We start from the raw sequence: 22,029 nt of genomic DNA, 5'->3' as shown, positions 1-22,029 counted from the left end.
GAAAAAGTATGGTAAAGATATTGTTATTAATATTATCAATAATATTGCAAAAGATATTGAAATTAAAAAGTAAAAGAATAAATTATTCCGCGTAATTTATTAGTGGATAATTTATTTAATAATGTTTTTAAGTGGAGCAAAGCGACAACGAGCGGAGCGAGTTTGCAAATTTCAATTTTTTAATTTATTGAAAGGAGTTATATCATGCCAGTATGATTAACATGAATATTTAGTATTTTGATTTTGTTAGGTATTTTTGCGTGAATTGGTTTATCAATTTATCAAAAAGTTAGACAAATTCAAGGTAAGAAAAAAGATAAAAAAGAAATTGAAAACAAGGAGGATAGAAAATAATGAATTTTTTAGCAGATGCAGTTACTTTTGGGACTGGAATGGATTCTATTTGAACTGGGTTAGGTAATGCAATGGGTAAAGTAAAAGATGCTGTATATGGTATTTTACCGCAGTTAATGACCTTTTTAGGTGATGCGTGAATTATTTTAATTCCATTTGGATTATTTATTATTATTAAGATATTAAACTTTTTCCGTCATATGGTTAAAGGATTTTAATAGAATATAACACTATATTTTAAGTTATTTTAAACAAAATTAAGGCACACTAATTTATTTATTTTTTATTAATTTATTTTATATAACTATTACTTTAAAACTTAATAGTATTTTTCAGTGTACCAATTTTTACTATTTTATATATTTAACATTGTTAATAACATTGTTTATTAAACATTAAATAAGCAATATATTAGCATTATGTATAACATTGTTAATAATAAATGTTTTTATCAATAAATAAACAATATATAAACATTAAATATAACATTGTTTATTAAACAAACATTTAGTTAGGAGATGATAAGTAATGATTAATTATTTTGAATATAAATGTGAAACTTGTTTTAATGATATGAAAAGATTACGATTTGATGAATTTTATTGTTTAAATTGTTATGAAGGAGTTGAAAAAATTGAGTAGTTTTGTTAAGAAAAATCAAAATATAGAAAATTATTTTATTAGCAAGGAACTTATTCCTTTTGAAACAGATAAAGCAAGTTTTATAAATTTACCTAATCATAATCACCATATTGGTTTTTGATTGAGTAATAAGTTTATTTATCCTAGTCAAAAACACTCTGAATAAGTAGCAATTGGTTTGATTTATGATAATTATTATCGTATTGTAAAATATGATGAAAATTTAAAACAACACGATTGAAAATTTTTAACTGGAACAGAAATAATTGATTTATATAATCAATATAAACAAAACTATTTTACGCGTATGCATAAAGCATTATTTCAAAATGAACCTAAAAAAGTAAAAACAAATAACAATAATAATTTAACAAATTGAAGTGATGAAAAAGTACAACAATTAATTAATGACTTAGAAAGTTTAAATTAAATGAGTTTATATAATTATTGAGTTCAATTTATTAGTTATATTATTGGTTAAAATGCCCCTGAATTTTTATATGTTTTATCGTTTGTATTATTTATTATTTTATTTTTTGGAATATTTTTTAAACTTATTCAAAAAATGTGGAGTTTTTAAAGATGCAAAATGATTGAGAAAAATTAAAAGAGTTTTTTATTCATGTCTTTTTATTTATAGATAAAACAAATGTTGAAACTATTACAACTTGAAATTTAACTCAAAATGAATATTTAACTCTGATGGTTGGTGTTTGAATTGTAATTTTGTTTTTAACATGGTTTTTATTGTGAATGGTTTTTAAAATAGTTAGTTATTTTAAATAATTAAATTTTGTTATTATTATGGTTTTCTCTCCCCACAAAATTTTAAAATCTTTTTTTGAATATAATGTATATTTTCATTATGAATGCAGTAATTATTAATATAAATAATGTTGTAAAAAATATTTCTTTTGCATTTATTTGACTAATATTTTTAAATATTCATTCTACAAATTAATTGTAGTAATTAATTTTCCGATAGGATTAATTAAAAAGTTTATAATTCCAATAATAGGCAATAATATTGAAATTATTTTAAAATTTTCTTAATTTTTATCACTCTCCTTTTTGATTTGTGGGGAGAGAAAACCATAATAATACTAGTTTAATTATAAAAAACTATTGGGGGTAAAATGAAAAAGTTTGTATTTTTTCTAATAAATTTTTGTTATATTAATGGTTAAATGGTTTTGTTTAGTTTAATTGATTTATTACTTTGAATAATTTCATTAAATTATACTGGTTTAGTATTTTGACTATTATTTGCTTTACAATCTGTTTATTTTATTTGGTGAGTTTGAAAAAATGTTTTTTATCAGTTAAATGTTTTTCGTTTAGTTTACTTTATTTGAGATAATCCATTATCCGTAATTATTGGTAAATTAGGAACTGGTAAAACATTACTTTTAACTTTTTTATCACAAGTTATGAAACTTTTAACGAAGAAAATTTATAGTAATTATCCAATTGAAGATGATGCAATAAAACTTTTAACTTTTAATAATTTAGATTTTACTGATAGAACTAAATTAGTACCACCTGATGATAGTTTAATTTTATTTGATGAGAGTTTTTTATATATTGATGGAATTAGTCCTCACGAAGTTAAAAAAGTTCATGGTGGTAAAAGTGTGTGGATTGTTTTAGCAAGACATTTTAAAAATAGAGCGATTTTTACCGTACAGCGTGAGGGTATGATGTGAAATAATATTCGTCATTTAGCAAGCGGTATTATTATTCCGATTTCATTGAAAAAACCCGTTAAATCTAAATTAGGTAATATTTTTAATCGTTTTTTTATTATGCGAATTGGTATTTTCCAAGATATTATTGATTATGAAATTTGAAAAACAAAATCAGTAGAACGAACAGCAGAAGGTAAAAGAGCAAAACATAAGTCAGATGTTGGATTAGGAATTCGGTTTTTTAAGATAATTATTCCGCTTGAATTTGCTAATAAATATGATAGTCATTGATTAAGTTTTGTCCGTGATTTAAAAAATGATGAAGTTATTAATAAAAAAGAATACTTTTGAAAAGATATATCAAAATTAAACAATAAACAACGCTTAGAATTGTTTGATATTGATATTTTGAAAGAAAATTTAAAAGCAAAAAAAGGAAAAGGAAAAATAAAAAATGAGTAATTTATTAAGTGAAAGCGTTAATAACGATAATTGAAATAAGATTTTTAGTTTTATTTTTGATAATTTTTTATTTGTTTTTAATGTGATTTGAAATACTAAATTACCAATGACAAATATAACAATTGCTTATTTTTTAATCTTTTTTATGGTTATTAAGTTATCAATTTATGCTATTCACGGAACATCAATTAATTATAACGATTTAGGTTCAACGGTTAAAAGCGGTGTTATTAATAGTTCTAAACTATACGGTGCTACTATTCGGAGTGTTTCTAGTACTAAACAAGGTTTACAAAAACATATTAAAGAACGAAAACAATTTAAAGTTAGTCGCAATAAACAACAGTTATCAAGTTTAGCAAGACAAGTAAAAACAAGAGAACAAGGATTTAAAAGAATTCATAGCACTAAAAGAATAAAAAAATAAGTAAGGAGTTAATTTTATATGATTAAGTTAGTTTTATTGGTAGCTGCAATCGCTATATTTGGTAATGGTTTTATTACTGTTATTATTAATCAGTTGACATCAGCAAAAAATATTATTATGGATTTATATAATTCTGATACTTGATTATTATCTATTTTTGGTAAAATGGCGATTTTATTTAGTCATCCGTTAATGTTAACAATATCAAGTTTATATATTATTGGTTTTATTATTTCAAAAACATTATATAGTTAGGAGTTGAATTTATGAAAAGTAATGTAGAAAATAAAAAAAGAAAAGAAACAAAATGGTTTGTTTATTTCTTGGGTTGATTTAATTTTATATCTTATTATAAGTTTTTCGTTAACGCTTGTATGTATTTTAGATACAGTTTCAACGATTGAAGAATTAAAAGAGAAATATGATGGTATAAATGGTTATATAATTTGTGGTTTATTATTTGATATATTGTGATATATCTTAATAATTCATTATTTTTATGGTTATTTATTTAATGAAATTATTAAATTAATAAAAGAAAATCGTAAAAATAAGTTGGTAGAGAATAATGCGTAAGTTTTTAGTATTATTTTCGTTTATACCAATTTTATTGATTTCTTTTTTTTTTTTTTTTTCGTTAGGGGCAATGACATTACAACAAAACCATCAATCACAAACAACAGAAAAATCAAGAACAAAGCGTAGTGTGGAAACTGGTATTAATGAAACTAATTTTATTAATACGATGTTTTTACGCAGCATTTTTTTTGAAAATTGAAGTGATACCAATTATTTTATTAATCCTACTTTAAAAACATCAAAATCATTAACTTATAACGATAAATGATATTTAGATTTTTTAAAGGATAGTTATTCAACTGGTGTTTCTTATAATAAACCTAGTGATAAATTTATGGATTTATATAAAAATTGAGATACTTATATTAAACAATATAATATTAATAAATTTTATGATGTTGATAAAAAACAATTTTTAAGAGAATTAACTAATTTTATTTACTCTTTTGCAATTAAATATAATTTAACGTAAATGTTAAATAAATTAAAAACAAATATCAATGATTTACAGGAAGTTAAATTAAATTCTAATTTTGTTAATTGAAAACAAGTTCAATTACAATAAAAACCATTTAATCAAGTTGATAATAAATATTATTTTGTTGTATGACATGGTTTGTTTAATAATGAATGAAAAATTAGTATGTTTAATAATAACGCTGAACAAATTAAAATCTCTACTATTAGTACTTGGTTAATGAAAAATTTTGGTGATTTACAAGTTGGATATGGTAGAAGTTGAAAAGATTGAAAAAATAATGATGATACATATTTTAAATCTGTTTATTGTTGGGATGGCGTTGGTGAACCACAAACACCAAAAATTAATAGCAACGGTAATGTTAAGTTTGAAATAGATATTTATAAACAAAAAGTTAGAGATTTTTTAAATAATTATTTAGATGTTATTATTCAAGAAAACATTATAGTTCAACAAGGGGGTAATCCCAATTATGAAAGTTCTATTGTTGGTACACAACGAATAATCTTTGATTTTGAAATTGTTGATGAAAGTTTATGAAAAAATAGTTTTAAATCAATTTATAGGATGATTTTAACGATTGATAAAAATAATAACATTATTGCTGGCAGTTTAGAATTATTTCATAATTGAAAATATGCAGATGAATCTGTTAAAAATCAAAAGGATAAATTAGGTTTTTTGTTTTCTTTTATGCAAGATAAAGATAACATATTTAATTTTGATGGAAATACTAATTCATATTTATAAAATGGAAATATTAAATATTATGAAAAAATGAAAGGACAAATTGATATTAATAAATTTTTAAAAGCATTTTTTGCGTATGCTTTGGTGCCGGTGTTTCAAAATCGTAGTAATTTTATTGAAAGTAGTTATATTGATAATTTACAATATGATACTGTTTTAATTAACTTTTTTGGTTTAAAATTAATTAATTTTAAAGATGTTTTAATTGATGAAAATAATATTAATAAAAATCAATTTGAAAAATTATTAAATAGTATGTTTACAGTTTCGAAAAATTTTTATAAAGATTATTTACGAACAATTTTTGATTTAGAAAATAATACTTATACACAAGGATATAATAAAAAATATGGTTTATTAGCAAATAATGGTTTTAAAATTTATCCTCGTTATTTTTATTTTTCTGATAAATATAAATCATTAGATTTTAAGATGTATTCTGCCTATAAAAATCGATTTTATAATACAAATTATGGAGATGTATTTAATTATTATTTTTTCGTTGCAAATAATTATAATATTAATCAAAATGAGGGTTATGTTTTTGAAAGCACTTTAAAAAACAAATATAGTTTAAAATATAAAAAAATGGAAGAACAAAAAATCGGTTATAATGTCTTTGAATTACAAGCACAAAAAGATAATGATATGTATCGTTATTATGATTTTAATTTTGGGATTTATAATTGACAAGAAATTAATAACGGTGGATTATTCCCTGATAGTCAATGGTGACAAACACAATATGAAAGTTGTAGTTGATATAATTTAGCGTGTCATATCAGAAATGCGGCAATTTGAATCGTTAATAATATTTCTGGTATAAAACAAGTAAACGAATTAGCGAGTGGTGTTGGAAAAATATTTCAAACAATTTATAGTTTTTTTAATCAAACATTCGAAGTATGAAAATTTAGTCCTGTATTATATAGTACAATAACTAATTTATTCTTATTAATTATATTTATGAAATTTGTAAGATTAATATAAAAAAAGGACTATAAGTCCTTTTATTCTTTTCAATCTGTAATTTTACCAGTGTTTTTATCAATTTCTGGTGTTTGTGGTTCATCAACGCCATCTCAACGATAAACAGATTTAAAATATATATCATCATTATTTTTTCAATCTTTTCAACTTCTGCCATATCCAACTTGTAAATCACCAAAATTTTTCATTAACCAAGTACTAATAGTAGAGATTTTAATTTGTTCAGCGTTATTATTAAACATACTAATTTTTCATTCATTTTTAAACAAACCATGTCATACAACAAAATAATATTTATTATCAACTTGATTAAATGGTTTATTTTGTGAACATTGTTGTTTTCAATTTCTGTTGTCTTGTTTTTCACAAGGAATATTTTTATTATTTGATTTTTCACAACTAATTAATGATGTTGTACTTGTTGCTGTTAATCCAATTGCTACTAAAATAGTAAGTAAATTTTTCATATTTGTTCCTTTTTTTTTATCAAATTCTATTGACATTATATATATGTATATACAAGCATTTTTAAATATATTTTAGAAACGATATTTTACTTATTATTGTGATTGTTTAAAAAAGTTTGAAGTTTTATAAAAATTATTTTAAATGATATAACTATACTATATTATTTTTAAAAAATGGGTGAATTAATGAAATATATTATTAATAACTCTAATTTAAGCGATTTACAAGCAAAATTGCAAGATTTTTTAAGTAAAAACCATCAAAATAAATATTATAAAAGAATAAAAAAGAAAATATTTGCATATATTAATTTATGTAAGGAGTTTTTTCTTAAAACTAAGTTGTTATTATTAAAAGACTTGATTAAAAAATATTTTAAAAATAAATTTTCAACTTTTTATTATTGAGTGAATAAAATTTTAGTTGCATATGCAAATAATAATTTTGAAGATTTATTATTAAAATCAACAGTTCCTAATAATATTAATTATCAATATAGTAATGATGTTCGCGAGAATATTTGTGATTTATATTTTGAATATTGTGATAAACACGCTGGGGGTGTTTTATCATTGTTTTATAATTTAAAAAAAGGAATTCATGGCGAAGAATTAAAAAATAAAGCACCAAAAAATTTAAAAACATTTTTCCGTTGACTTAAAAAAGATAAGCGTTGATTAAAAATAAAAAATAAAATTAAAGAAATTAAAAGACAACATCCAAGATATGAAGTTAAAGAATTAGGATTATTACAAATGGATGCTAAATATTTTATGCCAAGTAAATTTCCAGTTGATAAAAAGTATTATGTTTATGATTTTATTGATGAAAGAATGAGAGGAGTATTCGGTTATATTTATGATAAATTATGCACAGAGAATGCTATTGATGCTGTTAAAAGAGTAATCAGTGATTTTAAAAAAATATTTGGTATTAAAATAACACGAATTAGAACTGATAACAGTTCTGAATTTATTAATAGTCATCGGAATAATCAAAAAAGTACTATTAAAGAAACTACTTTTACTCAATTTTTAACAGATAAAAATATTTTACATCAAACAACACCTGTTCGTTCTCCGCAGTCAAACGGTAAAATTGAAAGATTTCATCAAAATTATACTAAGTTATTTGTATTTGATGAAAAAATATTGGATGCAGCTGGTTTACAAAATAAATTAAATGATTATTATTACTTTTATAATTTTGAAAGAGTGCATAAATCTTTGAATTTTCAGACACCATTTGAATTTTTAACTAATTTAACTAAATAATTTTAAATTTATAAAGTTTTATTTAAACTATTTTTTAGTGTGTCAATTTTAGAATTTTTATTTAAATATGTGTCATTTTTAATGATGTTTTTATATTTTAAATTATATATTTTATTATTTTTTCTTGTTTTCTTGCAATCTCTAAAATGTATGTGATATACTACATGTCTGTTGGGGGTGCTTGCTACAAATAATTTTAATTAAGATTGGAAGTAATTAACAATATAAAGTTTTTAGTTAATAAAGTATTTATAAAGAAGGTACTATATTAACTTTTTAATTTTATGGAATTTTTTTGCTAATTTATTTTAAAATGGAAATAAATTTGATAAAATACTACTTTTCTTGCATTTTGCTTTATTTTAAGTAATTATTATTCCATAAACAGTTTTTATGATTTCTATTTTAACTGTTTAATAGTGAGTAATATTAATAAATTACTAGAATAATTTGGAGGATATGATTTGAAAAAAATTTTAGGATTACTATCAACACTAATGTTAAGCGGTACGAGTGCCATTAGTGTTATTAGTTGTCAACAAAAACAAATTTTTTTGTTTGGTGGTTCAACTTCGATCCAAGGATTAATGAATTCTGTTTTAAAAAAATTTAACCAAGAACATAATATTAGGGTTGCTTATAATAGTAGTGGCTCTAGCGGAGGTGAAACAGGAATTAAAAACAATACCTTAGTTTTTGGTTTTACTTCACGAGCTTTAAAGACAGAATTTACAAAAGATCCATATGTTGGTTTAAAATTTTCTGTTGACGGCATTTTGTTAATTGCTAATTTACCATCAGATTGTCAAGGATCAAATTTAGAGTTAGATTTGATTAGTAGTAAAGTTGACGTTTTAAAGTCAATTTATGAAGGGGAAACAAAAATTTGAGGTGATTTGTTAGAATGTCAATCAACAACAAAAGTTACCCCTATTAATCATGAACAAAATTCAGGCACACGTGATGTTTTCCAAGAAAAATTACAAATTAAAGAATTTGATTCGCAATTACGAACAGCTAATAATACTGCAGCAGCAATTAAGGAGGTAAAGGATAATTCAGGGTCAATAGGATATGTTTCATATAGCGCTAAAAAATTAGTAGAGGAAAATAAGTTTAGTATTTTAAAATATAAAGGAATTGTAGCATCGCCAACAACTTTACAAGAAAATTATGAATTAAAGCGTTATTTTGAATTAACATTTCATTTAAAGGGTGATAATTTATCATTAGTTAATAATTTTTTATTATTTTTAAAAAATAAAGCTAAGGGACAATCAATCATTCAAGCTGATGAATTAATTCCAGCTTGAGAATGATATGGTACAAATCCTTTTTCTGATTTATCCACATTAGATTAATTTATGAATCAAATTAGTACAAATATTTTTAAATGCAAGCAAATTACTGATCGTCTTGCAAAAGTAATGATTAGTTTATTTTCATTGTGTGCCATTATGGCTGTATTTTTTATTATTTATTTCATTGTTATTAGTGCTATTCCTGCTTTACGTTATCAAGGATTTTAAAACTTTTTAACAGGGACGAAGTGAATTATTAATAATGAAACAGGAGAATACCAATTTGGCGCTTTAGCATTTATTGTTGGTACTATTTTAGTTTTAACATTAGCGATTATTATTGCTGCACCATTAGCAATTTTAACCGCTCTTTTTGTCACAGAATTTTTATCAAGACAAATAAGAAATATTATTATTTTTGTTATTGAATTATTAGCCGGAATTCCGCCAGTTTTATTTGCGGTGTTTGGGCGAGAAACAATTGGTATGTTATTTGTTCGGGCGGGAGCTAGCGGACCAACAAATTTATTAACAGCAAGGGTTATCCTAGCTTTTTTAGCTTTGCTAACCATTTTTGCTTTATCGGCAAATGCTTTTTTAAGTGTTCCGAAATCATATCGTTTTGCAGCTCTAGCAATGGGTGCATCTCGTACATATACTGCTTTTAAAGTGGTAAAAACAGCTGCAAGAACAAAAATTATTGGTTCTGTTATTTTTGGAATGTGCCGTGTTATTGGTGAAGTTACTGCTATGATTTTATTAACAGGAATGGCGGTACAAATTCCTAATTTAAGGCAAGGATTTTGAAGTTTTTTATTTAGTCCAATTGCAACATTAGCAACCCAAATTGGAATTGAATTACCTGAACATGTTGCTAGTTTACATCGTTCAGCTTTATTTGATTTAGGCTTAATTCTATTAATGATGGTTTCAATTTTAAATATTATTATTTTAACTACTTATAAAATTCAACGACAAAAAGAACAAGGGAAGCATTTAATTCGTAGATGAAAGCGAAAACATTCTCAACGAGCAAGCAATTCATTAGCAGAAGGAAGTAATTCAACTTGATTAACAGACAAAGACTTTCTCATGTTAATTAATAAAAAGATAAAAACTAATTATTATAATAAAACAATAAATTATTGTCGAATTTTTTGAATGATATTAACTTGTTTGCTTACACTTAGTTTTTCTGCATGGATTATTTTAAATATTATTATTAATGGTTTTGCGGCAATTAGTTATTTAGCACAGTTTGATTCAAGCGCTTTTATTGGTTATTATGAGTTACCACCACTTATTATTTCAACTTTTATGTTAATTTTCACGGGAACTTTTTTATCAATTCCGATTGACATCATTACAGCAATTTATTTGAGTGAATATGCGCGAAAAAATAGTCGATTAGTAGTATTAATTCAATTTTCAACTGATGCTTTAGTTGCAACACCATCAATTGTTTTTGCTATTTTTGGATATGTTGTTCTTGTTGTTGGGTTGGGACTTGGACATAATTTTTGATCAGTCGGGTTAATGTTTTTTATAATGACGTTGCCAATTATTATTCGAGTAGTTGAGCATGCCCTGCATGATGTTCCTCAAGAATATCGTGATGCTGTTTTAACATTGGGAACAAGTAAGATTGGAATGGTTTGCAAAGTCGTTTTACCAAATGCCAAGGGAGGAATTATTACCGGGATAATTTTTGCAATTAGTAAAATTATTACGGAAACAGCTTCGGTTCTTATTATTTTAACTTCTTCACCCTTTATTCCGACTAGTTTTAATGATATTGGAACAACTTTGACAGTAAAAGTTTGGTCGTATAAATAAAAGTAGGGTAAAAAATATAAAAATTAGAAATTAATGTAAAAGCAATATCACTTACAAAAAAGTGATATTTTTTGTTTTTAACAATAAATATTTGAAATAGTGAAAAGGCAATATCTTTTTAATTAGCTTTAAGCATTTCCACTTCCTTGTTTCAGTTAATTTTAATAATATATTTATTAAATTAAGGTATTGCCCTTCCACTATTTCAAAACACTTTTAAAAACTTAATGGCACACTAGTTTTATATTATTTTAGTTAATTTAATATTTTGTTTAATAACTAAACTAACTGTTCTTTGAAAACTTAATAGTATTTTTCGGTGTGCCATTTTTTGCTATTTTGCATATTTTAAATGTGCAAAAATTTATTTTTACTATATATTTAATATATTTATTTAAAAGACAGAGAGATAAAGAGATAAAGAGATAAAAAATAAAATATTAATATTTCTCTCACTCTCTCATAAATAATTAGTTAATAACAAAATTAATATATTTGTTAATAAATAAATTAGATTAAAAGTAAGTAAAAAATTATTAATAATATATTTATCTCAATCTCTATCATAAACAAACAATATAAATATATTAAATTAAATATTTTTGATAAACATATCTTAAAATTATATATAAAAAATAATGCTAAAAAAATATTTAATAATTTTAGTTTAATAAAATACAAAAAATAGGATGATAATTTAATGAAAGAATTTAAGACTAATTTAGGTAAGTTAATAAATGGTGATGCTTTATCTTTTGTAAAAACATTAGAAAATGATAGCGTTGATTTAATATTAACTGATCCACCTTATTTATATGATTTACCAACAAGGAAAAAAGAACAAATAAATTCCAGTGAAATATCAAAAAGTATAAATAAATATATTAATGCTATTTATGATAATAATTTACATAATTCATTTGATATAAATACTTACTTAGATGAATTTTATCGAATTTCAAAAAATAAATTTATGTTAATTTGAATGAATAGAAGACAAATTAAAGATTATTTAGATTGAGTTTATAAAAATAATATGAATTTTGATTTTTATTTTTGAGAAAAAACAAATCCAATACCAACTAATAATTTTATTTTTAAAGATAAAGAATATTGTATGATTATTTATTCTAAAAAAGATCCAATACCAAACTATATAAAAAACTATGAAAATAAAAAAACAATATTTAAAAACCCAATAGGTTCATCTTATAAAAAAACAGAACACCCAACAGAAAAACCATTAAATATATTTGGCGATTTGATTAAAAAACATAGCAAAGAAAATGATTTAATTTTAGATCCTTTTATGGGAAGTGGTACAACCGCATATGCTTGTGAACAATTAAACCGAAAATGACTAGGTTGTGAAATAAATAATAATTACTTTTCAATGATACAAAAACGATTAAATAAAATACAACTTAAATTAAATTTTTAAAAAATGAATAATTTTCAATTAATCAAAAAAATAAATTATGTCGCAGTTTTAATTGCAATGATGGTTGTATTATCACAAGTAATGCGAATACAAATTATTCCAAGAACATCAATTCCATTATTTTTAATCCCCATTTTTATAAGCGGATTTATTTTAAATTGATATTGGTGTTTATTAATTGGATTTATTGGACATTTTCTATCTGATTTAACATTATGAGGTTTTACTTTGGAATCATTATGCTGAAATATTGGTACGGGTTTATTGGCCATTTTAATTAAACTAATTAATTGAATAAAAATAAATCATATTATTAAAATTATTCTTATTTTATTATCAAACATAATTATTTATTTTCCGATTGATTTTATTCTTTTTTGATTAAATCTTGGAGTTTTAAGTATAGAACAAATAATTATCGGAATATTAATTACAAATAAAATATGTTTACCAATTTTATATTTTATAACATTAAAAATAATCAAAGTATTTAATAGTAAATAACGAAAGTAAGAATTAAAAAATATGGAATTAACAACTATAAAAGAATTAATAACTAAAAATGATATTGAAGATGAAAAAATAAAACTAAGTAATTTACTTAATGATTCTTTAAATTATTTGAAAGATTTTATATCAAAAATAACTGATAAAAATAATATTGATTATTTTAATTCTTTACAAAATAAAATCATTAATTACACAATTAATAATAAAAAAGATGCAGATAATGGTAGCGAATTAAAGTCTATTTTAAAAATGGAAGAAAAAAAATACTTAAATCCACTTTCTTCATCAAAAACTATTTTAAATCAAGTAAGAAGAATTTTATTATTATTTGAAAAAGAAATTAGCAATAAATTTAAAGATTTAACAGATGAAATTTTGCAAAAACAAGTTTATTGGTATGAAAAACAGCAACAATTAATTTTAGAAAATAATAATTTAACTAATAATGTTGGAATTATTGATCAATTAATTAGTGAAAACGAATTAAAAATTAGAGGATTAAAACAAAAAAAAGAATATGATATTAAAATAATTGACATTGATAAAGTTCCTAATAAATTTATTAAAAAAGAACTTGATACAGACTATGTTTTAAATTGAATAAAAAATCAGCAAATTGAAAATCCTAAAATTGATGGATTAGAAATTAATTATAAAACAAAGTTTCATTATTAAATTATTTATGAAATTTATTGATAAAAATATTAATTTAAAATATGAAGCTGAATTTTGAAAAGATGAACATAGATATAAATTTAATAATAAATTTTTGCCAAGTGTTACACCCATAGTTAGTAATTATTTTAATACAAATTATTCTGATATTAAAGGTTCTGCATATTTTAATAAAGCAATAATTAGGGGAAATATTATTCATGAATTTGCATCAAGAATATTATACGATTGTGTTAAAAATGAAAACTCACGAAACAATATCAATCAAATATTAGAATTATTAAATGTTGAATATAATGAAATTAAAGAATTATTTTCATTAATAAAAAAGTTTAATAATTTTATTAAAAAAATTGAAAAAGAATTTAAAAAAATTATAGCAATAATAGAACAACCAATTTCAGATGGACTAATTTGTGGTACACCCGATTTGGTTTATATGGAAAATAATAATGCTATTGTTGTTGATTTTAAAACTTGAAAAAATGTTGAACTTAAAAAAATTAAAATGGCACAATTACAAATTACGGGATATGCACATTTATTAAAAGCCAATGGTATTAATGTTGCTGATAAAGGCGAAATTTGAATTATAAATGAAAATGGAATTGAAAGAATTAATTTTAAAATAACAACTAAATTAAATTTAGAATGACAAGATGCAAAAGCACTATTTTTAAAAAATAGTGCAAATTTTAAAGAGGAGATTTAAAATGGAAATTAAAAATTATTTAGAACAACCAAATACGAAAAATTGATTAGATACAAAATTTAAAAATGAAAAAGAAAAAGATATTTTTATTAAAAATGTTCTTTCAATTTGAAATAAAAACAAATTATTTAGTAAATGTGAATTAAATAGTATTTTATCAGCGTGTTATCAAGGTATGTTATTAAATTTACCAATAGATCAAAATTTAGGTTTTATTTATGTTTTACCTTACTACAATGAAAAAGAAAATAAGTATTTGGCACAACTTCAAATTGGCTATAAAGGATATATTCAACTCGCTATTAGAACTGGACAATATTTAACTATTAATGCTATTGAAGTTAAAGATGGTGAATTAAAAAATTATAATTTTTTAAAGGAAGAATATAATTTTAATTGAATAGAAGATAAAAATCAAAGAATTAAAAAAGAAACTATTGGATATGTCGCATATTTTAAACTATTAAATGGTTTTGAAAAAACTTTATTTTGAACAAAAGAACAATGCAAAAGTCATTTTAGTAAATATTCACAAACTTATAAAAAATATGGAAAATTTATGGTTAGTGGTTTTGGTGATATGGCTCTTAAAACTGTTTTATCTACCTTATTAAAAAAATGAGGAATTATGAATATTGAAATGCAAGAAGCATATAAATATGATCAAACAGTTATTAATGATGAAAACAATATAAATTATATTGATAATCAACAACTTATTAATATTGAATCAAACAACAATATTAATAATGAAAATGAAAATGAAAAAAATAACAATTTTGATGAAAATGTTTTAATTAATGATGATTTAACATTAGAATAATAATTTTTAATGAATAATAAATATAAAACTCGTCCAATTCGTAATAAATTTTATCATACTACTGAATGAAAAAAAGTAAGGGATTATTATTTCACTTTAAAAATGGGTATGTGTGAAAGATGCAAAAAAGATAATGGTTATTTAAATAAAGGAATAATAGTTCATCATAAAAAATATATAAAAGATCAAGATTTTATTAATTGAAATAAAGAAATATTATTATCAATAAATAATTTAGAGTTATTATGTTTAGAATGTCATAACAAATAACATATGCGTGAAAAAGCGTTTAACGATAACACTGAAATTAATTTAGAAACTAGTGAATACATAATAAATAAAAAATAATTCTAAAAGTAAATATAAAAAAATAAAATTAATAAAGTTTTTTAACTTTGTTAATTAATGGAGGATGTATGAAAAAGAAAAAATTAAATGAATACATAATTAATAAATTAAATCAATTAATGCTACGAGCTTATTCAGTATCATTTGAAGATATGACTGATGAACAGTGAGCATTAGGTAAAAAGAATTAGGAGAAAATAACCTATGAAATGTCAAAGAATTAATTGCAATAATCAAAATGCTTATTTTTGAAATAATTATATTGAAAAAATTGGTGATAAATTAGAGTGAAATTTAGGTTATAAAAAAGAAATTATATTATGTGAAGAACATTGATTAAAAACTTATCAATTAGAAAATTTAATTGTAAATAAAAAGAATTTGGAGAAATAATTATGGAAAAAAGATATTTATTAGTAGCAAAAAATAGTTTTGGAATAAATACTACATATTTTTACACAATTAAAGAAGCAAAAGCATATTCTAAAAATTTAAAGTATAGTAAAACAACTATTATTGATTTAGAAGATAAAAATATTAAATGACAAGGATGTGAATAATAATGATGAATTTAAAAGAATTATTGAATGAATTATTTGATAATTACCCAGAAGCGGCACAAGATTATAGTTTAGATATTTGAGATAGATATTACCTTGAATTTGAAAGAAAACGTTTAACAGATGAAGAATTTGAAAACTTAAAACAAGTTTATTTTAGTAAACAAAAAAATAAAAATAATGAAAGGTATAAATATGTGAACTTAAATGAAAATACAAAATAAATTTGCTGAATTAATTCAACAAAAAAGAAAAAAATAGAAATTAGAAAACAAGATAGTTTTGATAAAATTATTTCTAAAAATGTTTGTAATAAAACAGATGGAATTAATTATTATCAAACTACTATTTTTAAAAATGGTCAATTAAGTATTAATATGGAAATTGTTGATTGTAATTGTGAAAAAGAAAAAGAAGAATATTCACGATTAAATATTGAAATTAATTCAATTAGAGAATGACACAAAAATAATTGTAATTTTAAATTAGTTTTTGATGGATATCAAAGAATAAAAGTAAGTGATTTAATTTCTTTTATAAAAAAACATTGTGGAGATGAAATTGAATGTTTTTGTGATAGTTATTATAAATATATTTGGTTTTGACAAAATAACTATGATTGATTAATTGATAATATAGATTTGATTGAAGATTATTTAAAAGATGAAGAATATTGCATTATTTATAATATTAACATTATTTATAATATTAATTTAGAAGAAACATTTAAAGCAAATGGTTGGGAGGAAATTTAATAATGAATATAACAGAATCAATTAAATTTAACAAACTAAAAGAAGAAAATGAAAAACTTAAAAAAGAACTTGCTGAAAAAGATGCAGCAATTAATAAAATATTAATGATTTGTAATAACTATGGTGAAGAATTTGAGCCAAAATGTGAAAATATCGATGTAATTATTAAAAATCACATTGAGAACTTAGAAGAACTAATTGATTGTCTAAATAACATTATTAATGGAAAAAATAAACAATTACAACAATCACAATTGTTTAAAGGAGATTTTGAAAAAAGATTTATTGATATTGGGTGTTTTCCAAGACCTTTAAGATATGTTTTAAAAGATAATTCAAAATATGACAAATTACCTAGTAAGGATGTGAAATAACGATTTGTAATGTTTGCAAAAATAATTGTTATTATGGCAAAATTATGAAAATAACATTGATTAATTAATCATGAATTAGAAAATAAAATTTTAAAAATATAAAATTGAAATAAAAATAATGTTTAAAAATAAAGTTAACAACAATTAAAGAAAAAAATAATTTGTCAAATATAAAATATTAGAAAAAAGAAAGGTGATTTTATCATAAAAAAAGATTATTCAAAACCCAGAGCAAGTTTTAATGGCAATATAATTATTGACTGTATTAGATGTAAGCAAGAGTTTATAATTTCAAATTCAGAATGATTAACACTTAATAAATTTTATAAATACCACAAATGTAAAAAAAATAAAGTGAGGTAATTAAATATGATAAAAAGAATTTATCTAAATCAAAATTTAATTTCGCAAGAAATAAATAATAAAACACATATTTTAATAAACAAACAAAAAGATTGCGTTGTTTTAGATAAAAATTATTTAGGTTTATCAAGTTATCAAAATTATTTTAGTTTAAAAATTGATGAAAATAAAAAATATGTAGTCCATAGTAGCGTTAGTAATAAAAGTGGTAATATTGTGGGAAAAAATTTAATTTTATCTTTTGAAAAATTAAAACAAGAAAACAAAAAACAGTTTAATTCGCATAATAAAAATAATGCTAATAATGATTTATTAAATGAATATAACAATCATTATGAAAATACTAAAATTCAACAAAAAGAATTAACATCAGAAGAATCAAAAAAATTACTAGAAGATTTAGAAAATATTGATAATCCTAATTATTGAGATAATGGTTTTTATTTAGGATACAACAAATATGAAAAAAATAATTTAGAAATTAATATAATTGTTAAAAAAAATATAGGAGAAAAATAAAATGAAAAAAATAAATAAAGAAATGTCAGATAAAATAATGGAGTATATAATTAATTCTGATTTTGATAATTTAAAAAACATAATATGTAAATTACATATAAAAGGCAATTTTTCTAAGGAAACTGAGCAAATGTTATATAATATAATTGATAAATTTGAGGGGAAAAAATAAAATTATACCATTTAAAAATATATTTTTACATGATCTTTTTAATAATTTATATGAAAATATTAGAAATGAAATTAATAACTACGAAGATAATTATATTTTAAATGTTGATGAAAATAATATTATTGAATATTTATTTAAAAGATATGAAATAGAACCAATTAATTTATTTTTTGATAATTGATCTTCACAAGATTACAAAAAGAAAAAAATAATTCCTACTCCGTTTAATGTAATTTCAAATTCAAGTACACATGAATATATTGCGACAATGGTAAAAATTAATATACCATATGAAGGTGATTCAGAATTATTTAAAACATATCCTAGTTCTCAAACAAGTTCAAAATATGAAATTCAAATAAGTAATAATGAAATTTCTTTCGTTGTTGAATGAAAAGAAAATAATGCAAATTATTCTAATGATAAAATTAATAAAATAAAAGATTATTTAAAATATTATATAGACAATATAAAAAAAGAAGTTGATTCATACAATAATAATTTAAAACCTTATATTAAAAATATTTTTAATAACAAAAAAGAAAAAGAAAAAACAATAACAAATTCTTTAAAAAATTTAATTGTTCCATTAAGAAAAATAGAAGATAAAGATAATAATACATTTTCAGTATCTCCAATAAAGAAAAAAGAAAAAATATCAATTAAATTACCAGAAATTAAAAATGATTTTAATTTAGATCCAATAATTTCTGAAGATATTTATTTACAAATATTAAGTGTAATTTATGAGTTTGGAAAAAGAATGGAAGAATACCCAAATATTTATCGTAATAAAAATGAAGAAACAATTAGAGATTATATTTTATTAATACTTTCTTTAAATTTTAAAGTATCTGTAATGGCTGAAGCATTTAATAGAAATGGAAAAACAGATATATTACTAAAATATAATAATGAAAATATATTTATAGCTGAATGTAAAATTTGACATGGAAAAAAACAATTATTTTCTGCTATTAATCAATTGCAAAGTTATTTAACATGAAGAGATACAAAATCAGCATTGATTATTTTTGTAAAAGATAAAAATATATCATCAATTATAGAAAAAATTAATTCTACAATAATTGAACATCCACAATTTATAAAAAAATATAAATTGTTAAATGATTATGATATTATTTATCATTTTTCATTTGAGCAAGATAATCAAAAAAACTTTCAATTAGCAATTTTGTTTTATCATTTAGTTGATTAAAAAAATATATAATTTTTAATTATTTAATTTGACAAACAATTTAATCGACGGTATTATGTCAGTGATTTTTAAATATATAATTATATTTTTATTTTACCCCTATTGTATCTTATTTTAAAGATATTTTGGTCTACCGAGGGCTGAGGGCACGTGCACACAAAAGGCAAAAATTTTATGGTGTGATGAAATAAATTATGTAAAATAATAAAAAAACATTTAAAAATAAGGGGTTTTATTAATGGAAAGCAAAAAAAACAATAAAAAATTGGTAAAAAATAGCTTAAAAATGAATAAAAATAACCCAAAAATGAATAAAAATAAAGCAATTTTAAACGAAAATGAACTAAATTTAAAAGGTGAAAAAGAAATAAATAATCTTTTTAAAGATTATAAAAAAATATTAATTAATAATAATGTTGATTTAGATAAGTCAAAAATTAATTTCCTTAAAACATTTTGTAAAATTGAATGATTAATTTATGATATGGATAAAAAAATTCGTCAATTAGATAATTATTATATTGATGTTGAAAATATTCGCGGGAATAAAAGACAAGAAAAAAATCCAATTTTGCCAGAATATAATTCAATGTTAAAAAATTATAAAAGTCACTATATAATTATTGAAAAATGAATAAAAGAAAGTAATGAAAAAATTGAAGTATCGCCTATATTACAAACAAACAATAATCTATTAGATGAAATTCTACAATTAGAAGAAAAATAATTTATGATTGAAAAAACGATAAATAATAAAACTAATTTAGAATTATATAATGAGTGAATTAAAAAAAAACAAAGATATTGTTTGTTTGAAAATTAAAAAGATAGTATCTAATTTAGTTAATGAATTAAAAAATAGTAAAAGGTTTTATTTTAATAAAAAACAAGCAATTGGTGCAATAATTTTTATAGAAAGATTTTGTCATCTTTCAACTGGTGAATATTCAGGACAAAATTTTAAATTAGAATTATGACAAAAAGCATTTATAGAAGCATTATTTGGTTTTTACGAAAAAGAAACTAATATTCGTAGATTTAAAGAAACATTATTGGTTGTTGGTAGAGGGAATGGTAAATCAACCCTAGCATCTGCTATTGCTTTAAAATGTTTTTTATTAGATAACGAAAAAAGAGCAAGTATATATACAGTTGCAACAAAAAAAGAACAAGCAAAAATTATTTTTGATGAAGTTAAAAGTATGATTAGACAAGAAGAATGATTAAATAGTAAATTAAAAATAACAAGGGATAAAATAGAATTTTTAAGAGATTGATCACATTTTCAACCATTAGCATCAGAAGATAAAACATTAGATGGTTTAAATCCATATGTAGTAATTTTAGATGAATTGGCGGCTATGAAAAAAAAGAGACTTATATGATGTTATTAAATCAGCAACATCAAAAAGAAAAAATACATTAATGCTTTTAATTACAACAAGTGGAAGTACTCGCGAGAGTATTTATGATGAGAGATATGAATATGCTGAAAAAGTATTAAATAATATTTATCAAAACGATAATTTTTTACCTTGAATATATGAATTAGATAATTTTAATGAATGAAAAAAATTTAAAAATCTATATAAAGCAAATCCAAATCTTGGTATTTCTAAAAATATTGAAAAGTTAAAAGAAGAATGAGAAACAGCAATTAACCAACCATTACAACAACCTAGTTTTTTAACTCGTCATTGTAATATTGCTTCTTTGCAAGAAACTTCATTATTTAATTTTGGATCTTTACAAGAAAAAAATAATAAAAATGTTAATTTAGAAGATTATTTAAAAAATAAATATTGTACTGTTGGTATTGATTTATCACAAACAATGGACTTAACTGCTGTTGTATTTTTAATACCCGAAAAAACTGGTGAATTTTTTATTTTGCCACATTTTTTTATTCCCCGAGAAAGAGCATATGAAAATGAAAAAGAAGACAAAGTTTTATATTCTGTTTGAGAAAAACAAGGATACATAACTTTTACACTTGGATCCGCTGTAAATAGAGATGAAATAATTGATTATATTATTGAAACTATTAAAAAATATAATTTAATTTGTGTAAAAATTTGATATGATAGATATTATGTAGATTATATAAAAGAAAAATTAGAACAAAACGGTTTTTCTAATAGAACAGAAATTGTCACAAATGGTATATATGATGGTTCTGGTTTATTACCCCCGTTTTCATTGTTATTTGGTTTTTCACAACTAATTAATGATGTTGTACTTGTTGTTGTTAATCCGATTGCTCCTAAAATACTAATTATTTTTTTCATATTTTTATCCTTTCTTTT

The 22,029-nt window shown here is 21.5% G+C and carries 31 protein-coding genes and 3 pseudogenes; 30 read left to right on the top strand and 4 right to left on the bottom strand.

The genetic code is table 4. The features are described 5' to 3' along the window. Positions 1-204: 204 nt before the first annotated feature. The 9 genes and pseudogenes from ABNT63_RS09545 (at position 205) to ABNT63_RS09505 (ending at position 6,373) form a co-directional block, all read left to right on the top strand. Positions 205-354, top strand: coding sequence for a hypothetical protein (locus ABNT63_RS09545; RefSeq protein WP_348735535.1), 150 nt, complete (start codon positions 205-207; stop codon positions 352-354). Continuing rightward, positions 354-572, top strand: a complete 219-nt coding sequence (locus ABNT63_RS09540; RefSeq protein WP_004028164.1) for a hypothetical protein — start codon at positions 354-356, stop codon at positions 570-572. Before ABNT63_RS09545 ends, ABNT63_RS09540 begins: the two co-directional genes overlap by 1 nt. Before the next feature lie 416 nt (positions 573-988). Next, positions 989-1,426 (top strand): annotated as a pseudogene (locus ABNT63_RS09535) (DUF3627 domain-containing protein). 152 nt (positions 1,427-1,578) lie between these two features. After that, positions 1,579-1,782 carry a DUF2649 family protein gene (locus ABNT63_RS09530; RefSeq protein ID WP_348735534.1) on the top strand — a complete coding sequence of 68 codons (204 nt, stop codon included), beginning with the start codon at positions 1,579-1,581 and terminating at the stop codon, positions 1,780-1,782. Between the two features lie 401 nt (positions 1,783-2,183). Then, complete coding sequence (locus ABNT63_RS09525; protein WP_348735533.1) at positions 2,184-3,146, top strand: hypothetical protein; 963 nt, start codon at positions 2,184-2,186, stop codon at positions 3,144-3,146. Beyond that, complete coding sequence (locus tag ABNT63_RS09520) at positions 3,139-3,573, top strand: hypothetical protein (RefSeq protein ID WP_348735532.1); 435 nt, start codon at positions 3,139-3,141, stop codon at positions 3,571-3,573. The genes ABNT63_RS09525 and ABNT63_RS09520 overlap by 8 nt, the downstream gene beginning before the upstream one ends. 18 nt (positions 3,574-3,591) lie before the next feature. Beyond that, positions 3,592-3,828 (top strand): hypothetical protein, encoded by a 237-nt coding sequence (locus ABNT63_RS09515; RefSeq protein WP_348735531.1) that lies wholly within the window; start codon positions 3,592-3,594, stop codon positions 3,826-3,828. Positions 3,829-3,885: 57 nt separating this feature from the next. After that, positions 3,886-4,149, top strand: coding sequence for a hypothetical protein (locus ABNT63_RS09510; RefSeq protein WP_348735530.1), 264 nt, complete (start codon positions 3,886-3,888; stop codon positions 4,147-4,149). Then, positions 4,142-6,373: pseudogene (locus tag ABNT63_RS09505) on the top strand (spiroplasma phage ORF1-like family protein). Before ABNT63_RS09510 ends, ABNT63_RS09505 begins: the two are co-directional and overlap by 8 nt. 20 nt (positions 6,374-6,393) lie before the next feature. Here ABNT63_RS09505 and ABNT63_RS09500 read toward each other — a convergent pair. Then, on the bottom strand, positions 6,394-6,840 hold the full coding sequence (locus ABNT63_RS09500) for a lipoprotein (RefSeq protein ID WP_348735529.1): 447 nt from the start codon (positions 6,838-6,840) through the stop codon (positions 6,394-6,396). A gap of 186 nt (positions 6,841-7,026) precedes the next feature. Here ABNT63_RS09500 and ABNT63_RS09495 point away from each other — a divergent pair, with 186 nt between their 5' ends. The 3 genes from ABNT63_RS09495 (at position 7,027) to ABNT63_RS09485 (ending at position 9,644) form a co-directional block, all read left to right on the top strand. Further along, on the top strand, positions 7,027-8,115 hold the full coding sequence (locus ABNT63_RS09495; protein WP_348735528.1) for a DDE-type integrase/transposase/recombinase: 1,089 nt from the start codon (positions 7,027-7,029) through the stop codon (positions 8,113-8,115). Positions 8,116-8,579: 464 nt separating this feature from the next. After that, on the top strand, positions 8,580-9,476 hold the full coding sequence (locus ABNT63_RS09490; RefSeq protein WP_348735527.1) for a substrate-binding domain-containing protein: 897 nt from the start codon (positions 8,580-8,582) through the stop codon (positions 9,474-9,476). A 3-nt stretch (positions 9,477-9,479) separates the two neighbouring features. Beyond that, positions 9,480-9,644, top strand: a complete 165-nt coding sequence (locus ABNT63_RS09485) for a hypothetical protein (RefSeq protein ID WP_348735526.1) — start codon at positions 9,480-9,482, stop codon at positions 9,642-9,644. On the opposite strand, the gene ABNT63_RS09480 is transcribed toward ABNT63_RS09485, so the two are convergent. Continuing rightward, complete coding sequence (locus ABNT63_RS09480; protein ID WP_348735525.1) at positions 9,641-9,796, bottom strand: hypothetical protein; 156 nt, start codon at positions 9,794-9,796, stop codon at positions 9,641-9,643. The two genes, ABNT63_RS09485 and ABNT63_RS09480, sit on opposite strands and share 4 nt — an antisense overlap. Between ABNT63_RS09480 and ABNT63_RS09475 the strand changes: the two genes are divergently transcribed. Next, positions 9,729-11,252: an ABC transporter permease subunit gene (locus ABNT63_RS09475; RefSeq protein WP_348737186.1), complete on the top strand. Its 1,524-nt coding sequence runs from the start codon at positions 9,729-9,731 to the stop codon at positions 11,250-11,252. The genes ABNT63_RS09480 and ABNT63_RS09475 overlap by 68 nt on opposite strands. 700 nt (positions 11,253-11,952) lie before the next feature. Then, the gene (locus tag ABNT63_RS09470) at positions 11,953-12,693 is read left to right on the top strand and encodes a DNA-methyltransferase (protein ID WP_348735524.1); all 741 of its coding nucleotides are present in this window, start codon (positions 11,953-11,955) and stop codon (positions 12,691-12,693) included. A 35-nt stretch (positions 12,694-12,728) separates the two neighbouring features. Here the strand turns inward: ABNT63_RS09470 and ABNT63_RS09465 are convergent, their stop codons facing one another. Next, on the bottom strand, positions 12,729-13,037 hold the full coding sequence (locus ABNT63_RS09465; RefSeq protein WP_348735523.1) for a hypothetical protein: 309 nt from the start codon (positions 13,035-13,037) through the stop codon (positions 12,729-12,731). 181 nt (positions 13,038-13,218) lie between these two features. Between ABNT63_RS09465 and ABNT63_RS09460 the strand changes: the two genes are divergently transcribed. From ABNT63_RS09460 to ABNT63_RS09385, 16 genes and pseudogenes are all read left to right on the top strand, one after another. Next, positions 13,219-13,878: a hypothetical protein gene (locus ABNT63_RS09460; protein WP_348735522.1), complete on the top strand. Its 660-nt coding sequence runs from the start codon at positions 13,219-13,221 to the stop codon at positions 13,876-13,878. Between the two features lie 7 nt (positions 13,879-13,885). Continuing rightward, complete coding sequence (locus tag ABNT63_RS09455; protein ID WP_348735521.1) at positions 13,886-14,590, top strand: PD-(D/E)XK nuclease family protein; 705 nt, start codon at positions 13,886-13,888, stop codon at positions 14,588-14,590. Position 14,591: 1 nt separating this feature from the next. Then, the gene (locus ABNT63_RS09450; protein ID WP_348735520.1) at positions 14,592-15,413 is read left to right on the top strand and encodes a recombinase RecT; all 822 of its coding nucleotides are present in this window, start codon (positions 14,592-14,594) and stop codon (positions 15,411-15,413) included. Positions 15,414-15,422: 9 nt separating this feature from the next. Beyond that, on the top strand, positions 15,423-15,683 hold the full coding sequence (locus tag ABNT63_RS09445; RefSeq protein ID WP_348735519.1) for an HNH endonuclease: 261 nt from the start codon (positions 15,423-15,425) through the stop codon (positions 15,681-15,683). A 146-nt stretch (positions 15,684-15,829) separates the two neighbouring features. Continuing rightward, complete coding sequence (locus tag ABNT63_RS09440; protein ID WP_348735518.1) at positions 15,830-15,952, top strand: hypothetical protein; 123 nt, start codon at positions 15,830-15,832, stop codon at positions 15,950-15,952. A 13-nt stretch (positions 15,953-15,965) separates the two neighbouring features. Beyond that, the gene (locus ABNT63_RS09435; protein ID WP_348735517.1) at positions 15,966-16,154 is read left to right on the top strand and encodes a hypothetical protein; all 189 of its coding nucleotides are present in this window, start codon (positions 15,966-15,968) and stop codon (positions 16,152-16,154) included. A gap of 2 nt (positions 16,155-16,156) precedes the next feature. Beyond that, a complete protein-coding gene (locus tag ABNT63_RS09430) occupies positions 16,157-16,321 on the top strand; it encodes a hypothetical protein (protein WP_348735516.1) in 165 nt (54 codons plus the stop codon). 2 nt (positions 16,322-16,323) lie between these two features. Then, positions 16,324-16,545, top strand: coding sequence for a hypothetical protein (locus ABNT63_RS09425; protein ID WP_348735515.1), 222 nt, complete (start codon positions 16,324-16,326; stop codon positions 16,543-16,545). 153 nt (positions 16,546-16,698) lie between these two features. Beyond that, positions 16,699-17,076, top strand: a complete 378-nt coding sequence (locus tag ABNT63_RS09420) for a hypothetical protein (protein WP_348735514.1) — start codon at positions 16,699-16,701, stop codon at positions 17,074-17,076. A gap of 2 nt (positions 17,077-17,078) precedes the next feature. Then, entirely contained in the window at positions 17,079-17,450 is a 372-nt protein-coding gene (locus ABNT63_RS09415; protein ID WP_348735513.1) for a hypothetical protein, read from the top strand. A gap of 369 nt (positions 17,451-17,819) precedes the next feature. After that, positions 17,820-18,332 (top strand): hypothetical protein, encoded by a 513-nt coding sequence (locus ABNT63_RS09410; RefSeq protein ID WP_348735512.1) that lies wholly within the window; start codon positions 17,820-17,822, stop codon positions 18,330-18,332. A gap of 1 nt (position 18,333) precedes the next feature. Then, positions 18,334-18,504 (top strand): hypothetical protein, encoded by a 171-nt coding sequence (locus tag ABNT63_RS09405; RefSeq protein ID WP_348735511.1) that lies wholly within the window; start codon positions 18,334-18,336, stop codon positions 18,502-18,504. After that, complete coding sequence (locus tag ABNT63_RS09400) at positions 18,479-19,723, top strand: hypothetical protein (protein ID WP_348735510.1); 1,245 nt, start codon at positions 18,479-18,481, stop codon at positions 19,721-19,723. The genes ABNT63_RS09405 and ABNT63_RS09400 overlap by 26 nt, the downstream gene beginning before the upstream one ends. Positions 19,724-19,961: 238 nt before the next feature. After that, on the top strand, positions 19,962-20,450 hold the full coding sequence (locus ABNT63_RS09395; RefSeq protein ID WP_348735509.1) for a hypothetical protein: 489 nt from the start codon (positions 19,962-19,964) through the stop codon (positions 20,448-20,450). A gap of 49 nt (positions 20,451-20,499) precedes the next feature. Continuing rightward, positions 20,500-21,117, top strand: coding sequence for a terminase large subunit domain-containing protein (locus tag ABNT63_RS09390; RefSeq protein ID WP_348735508.1), 618 nt, complete (start codon positions 20,500-20,502; stop codon positions 21,115-21,117). Continuing rightward, a pseudogene (locus ABNT63_RS09385) lies at positions 21,071-21,790 on the top strand (terminase TerL endonuclease subunit); the annotation flags it as partial. The gene ABNT63_RS09390 and the pseudogene ABNT63_RS09385, both read left to right, overlap by 47 nt. A 32-nt stretch (positions 21,791-21,822) precedes the next feature. Here the strand turns inward: ABNT63_RS09385 and ABNT63_RS11425 are convergent. Then, the gene (locus ABNT63_RS11425) at positions 21,823-22,011 is read right to left on the bottom strand and encodes a lipoprotein (protein WP_431607840.1); all 189 of its coding nucleotides are present in this window, start codon (positions 22,009-22,011) and stop codon (positions 21,823-21,825) included. Positions 22,012-22,029 lie beyond the last annotated feature (18 nt).

The organism is Spiroplasma endosymbiont of Ammophila pubescens (assembly GCF_964020965.1).
Taxonomy (GTDB): domain Bacteria; phylum Bacillota_I; class Bacilli_A; order Mycoplasmatales; family Mycoplasmataceae; genus Spiroplasma.
This window is presented reverse-complemented; position numbering and strand designations above follow the sequence as displayed.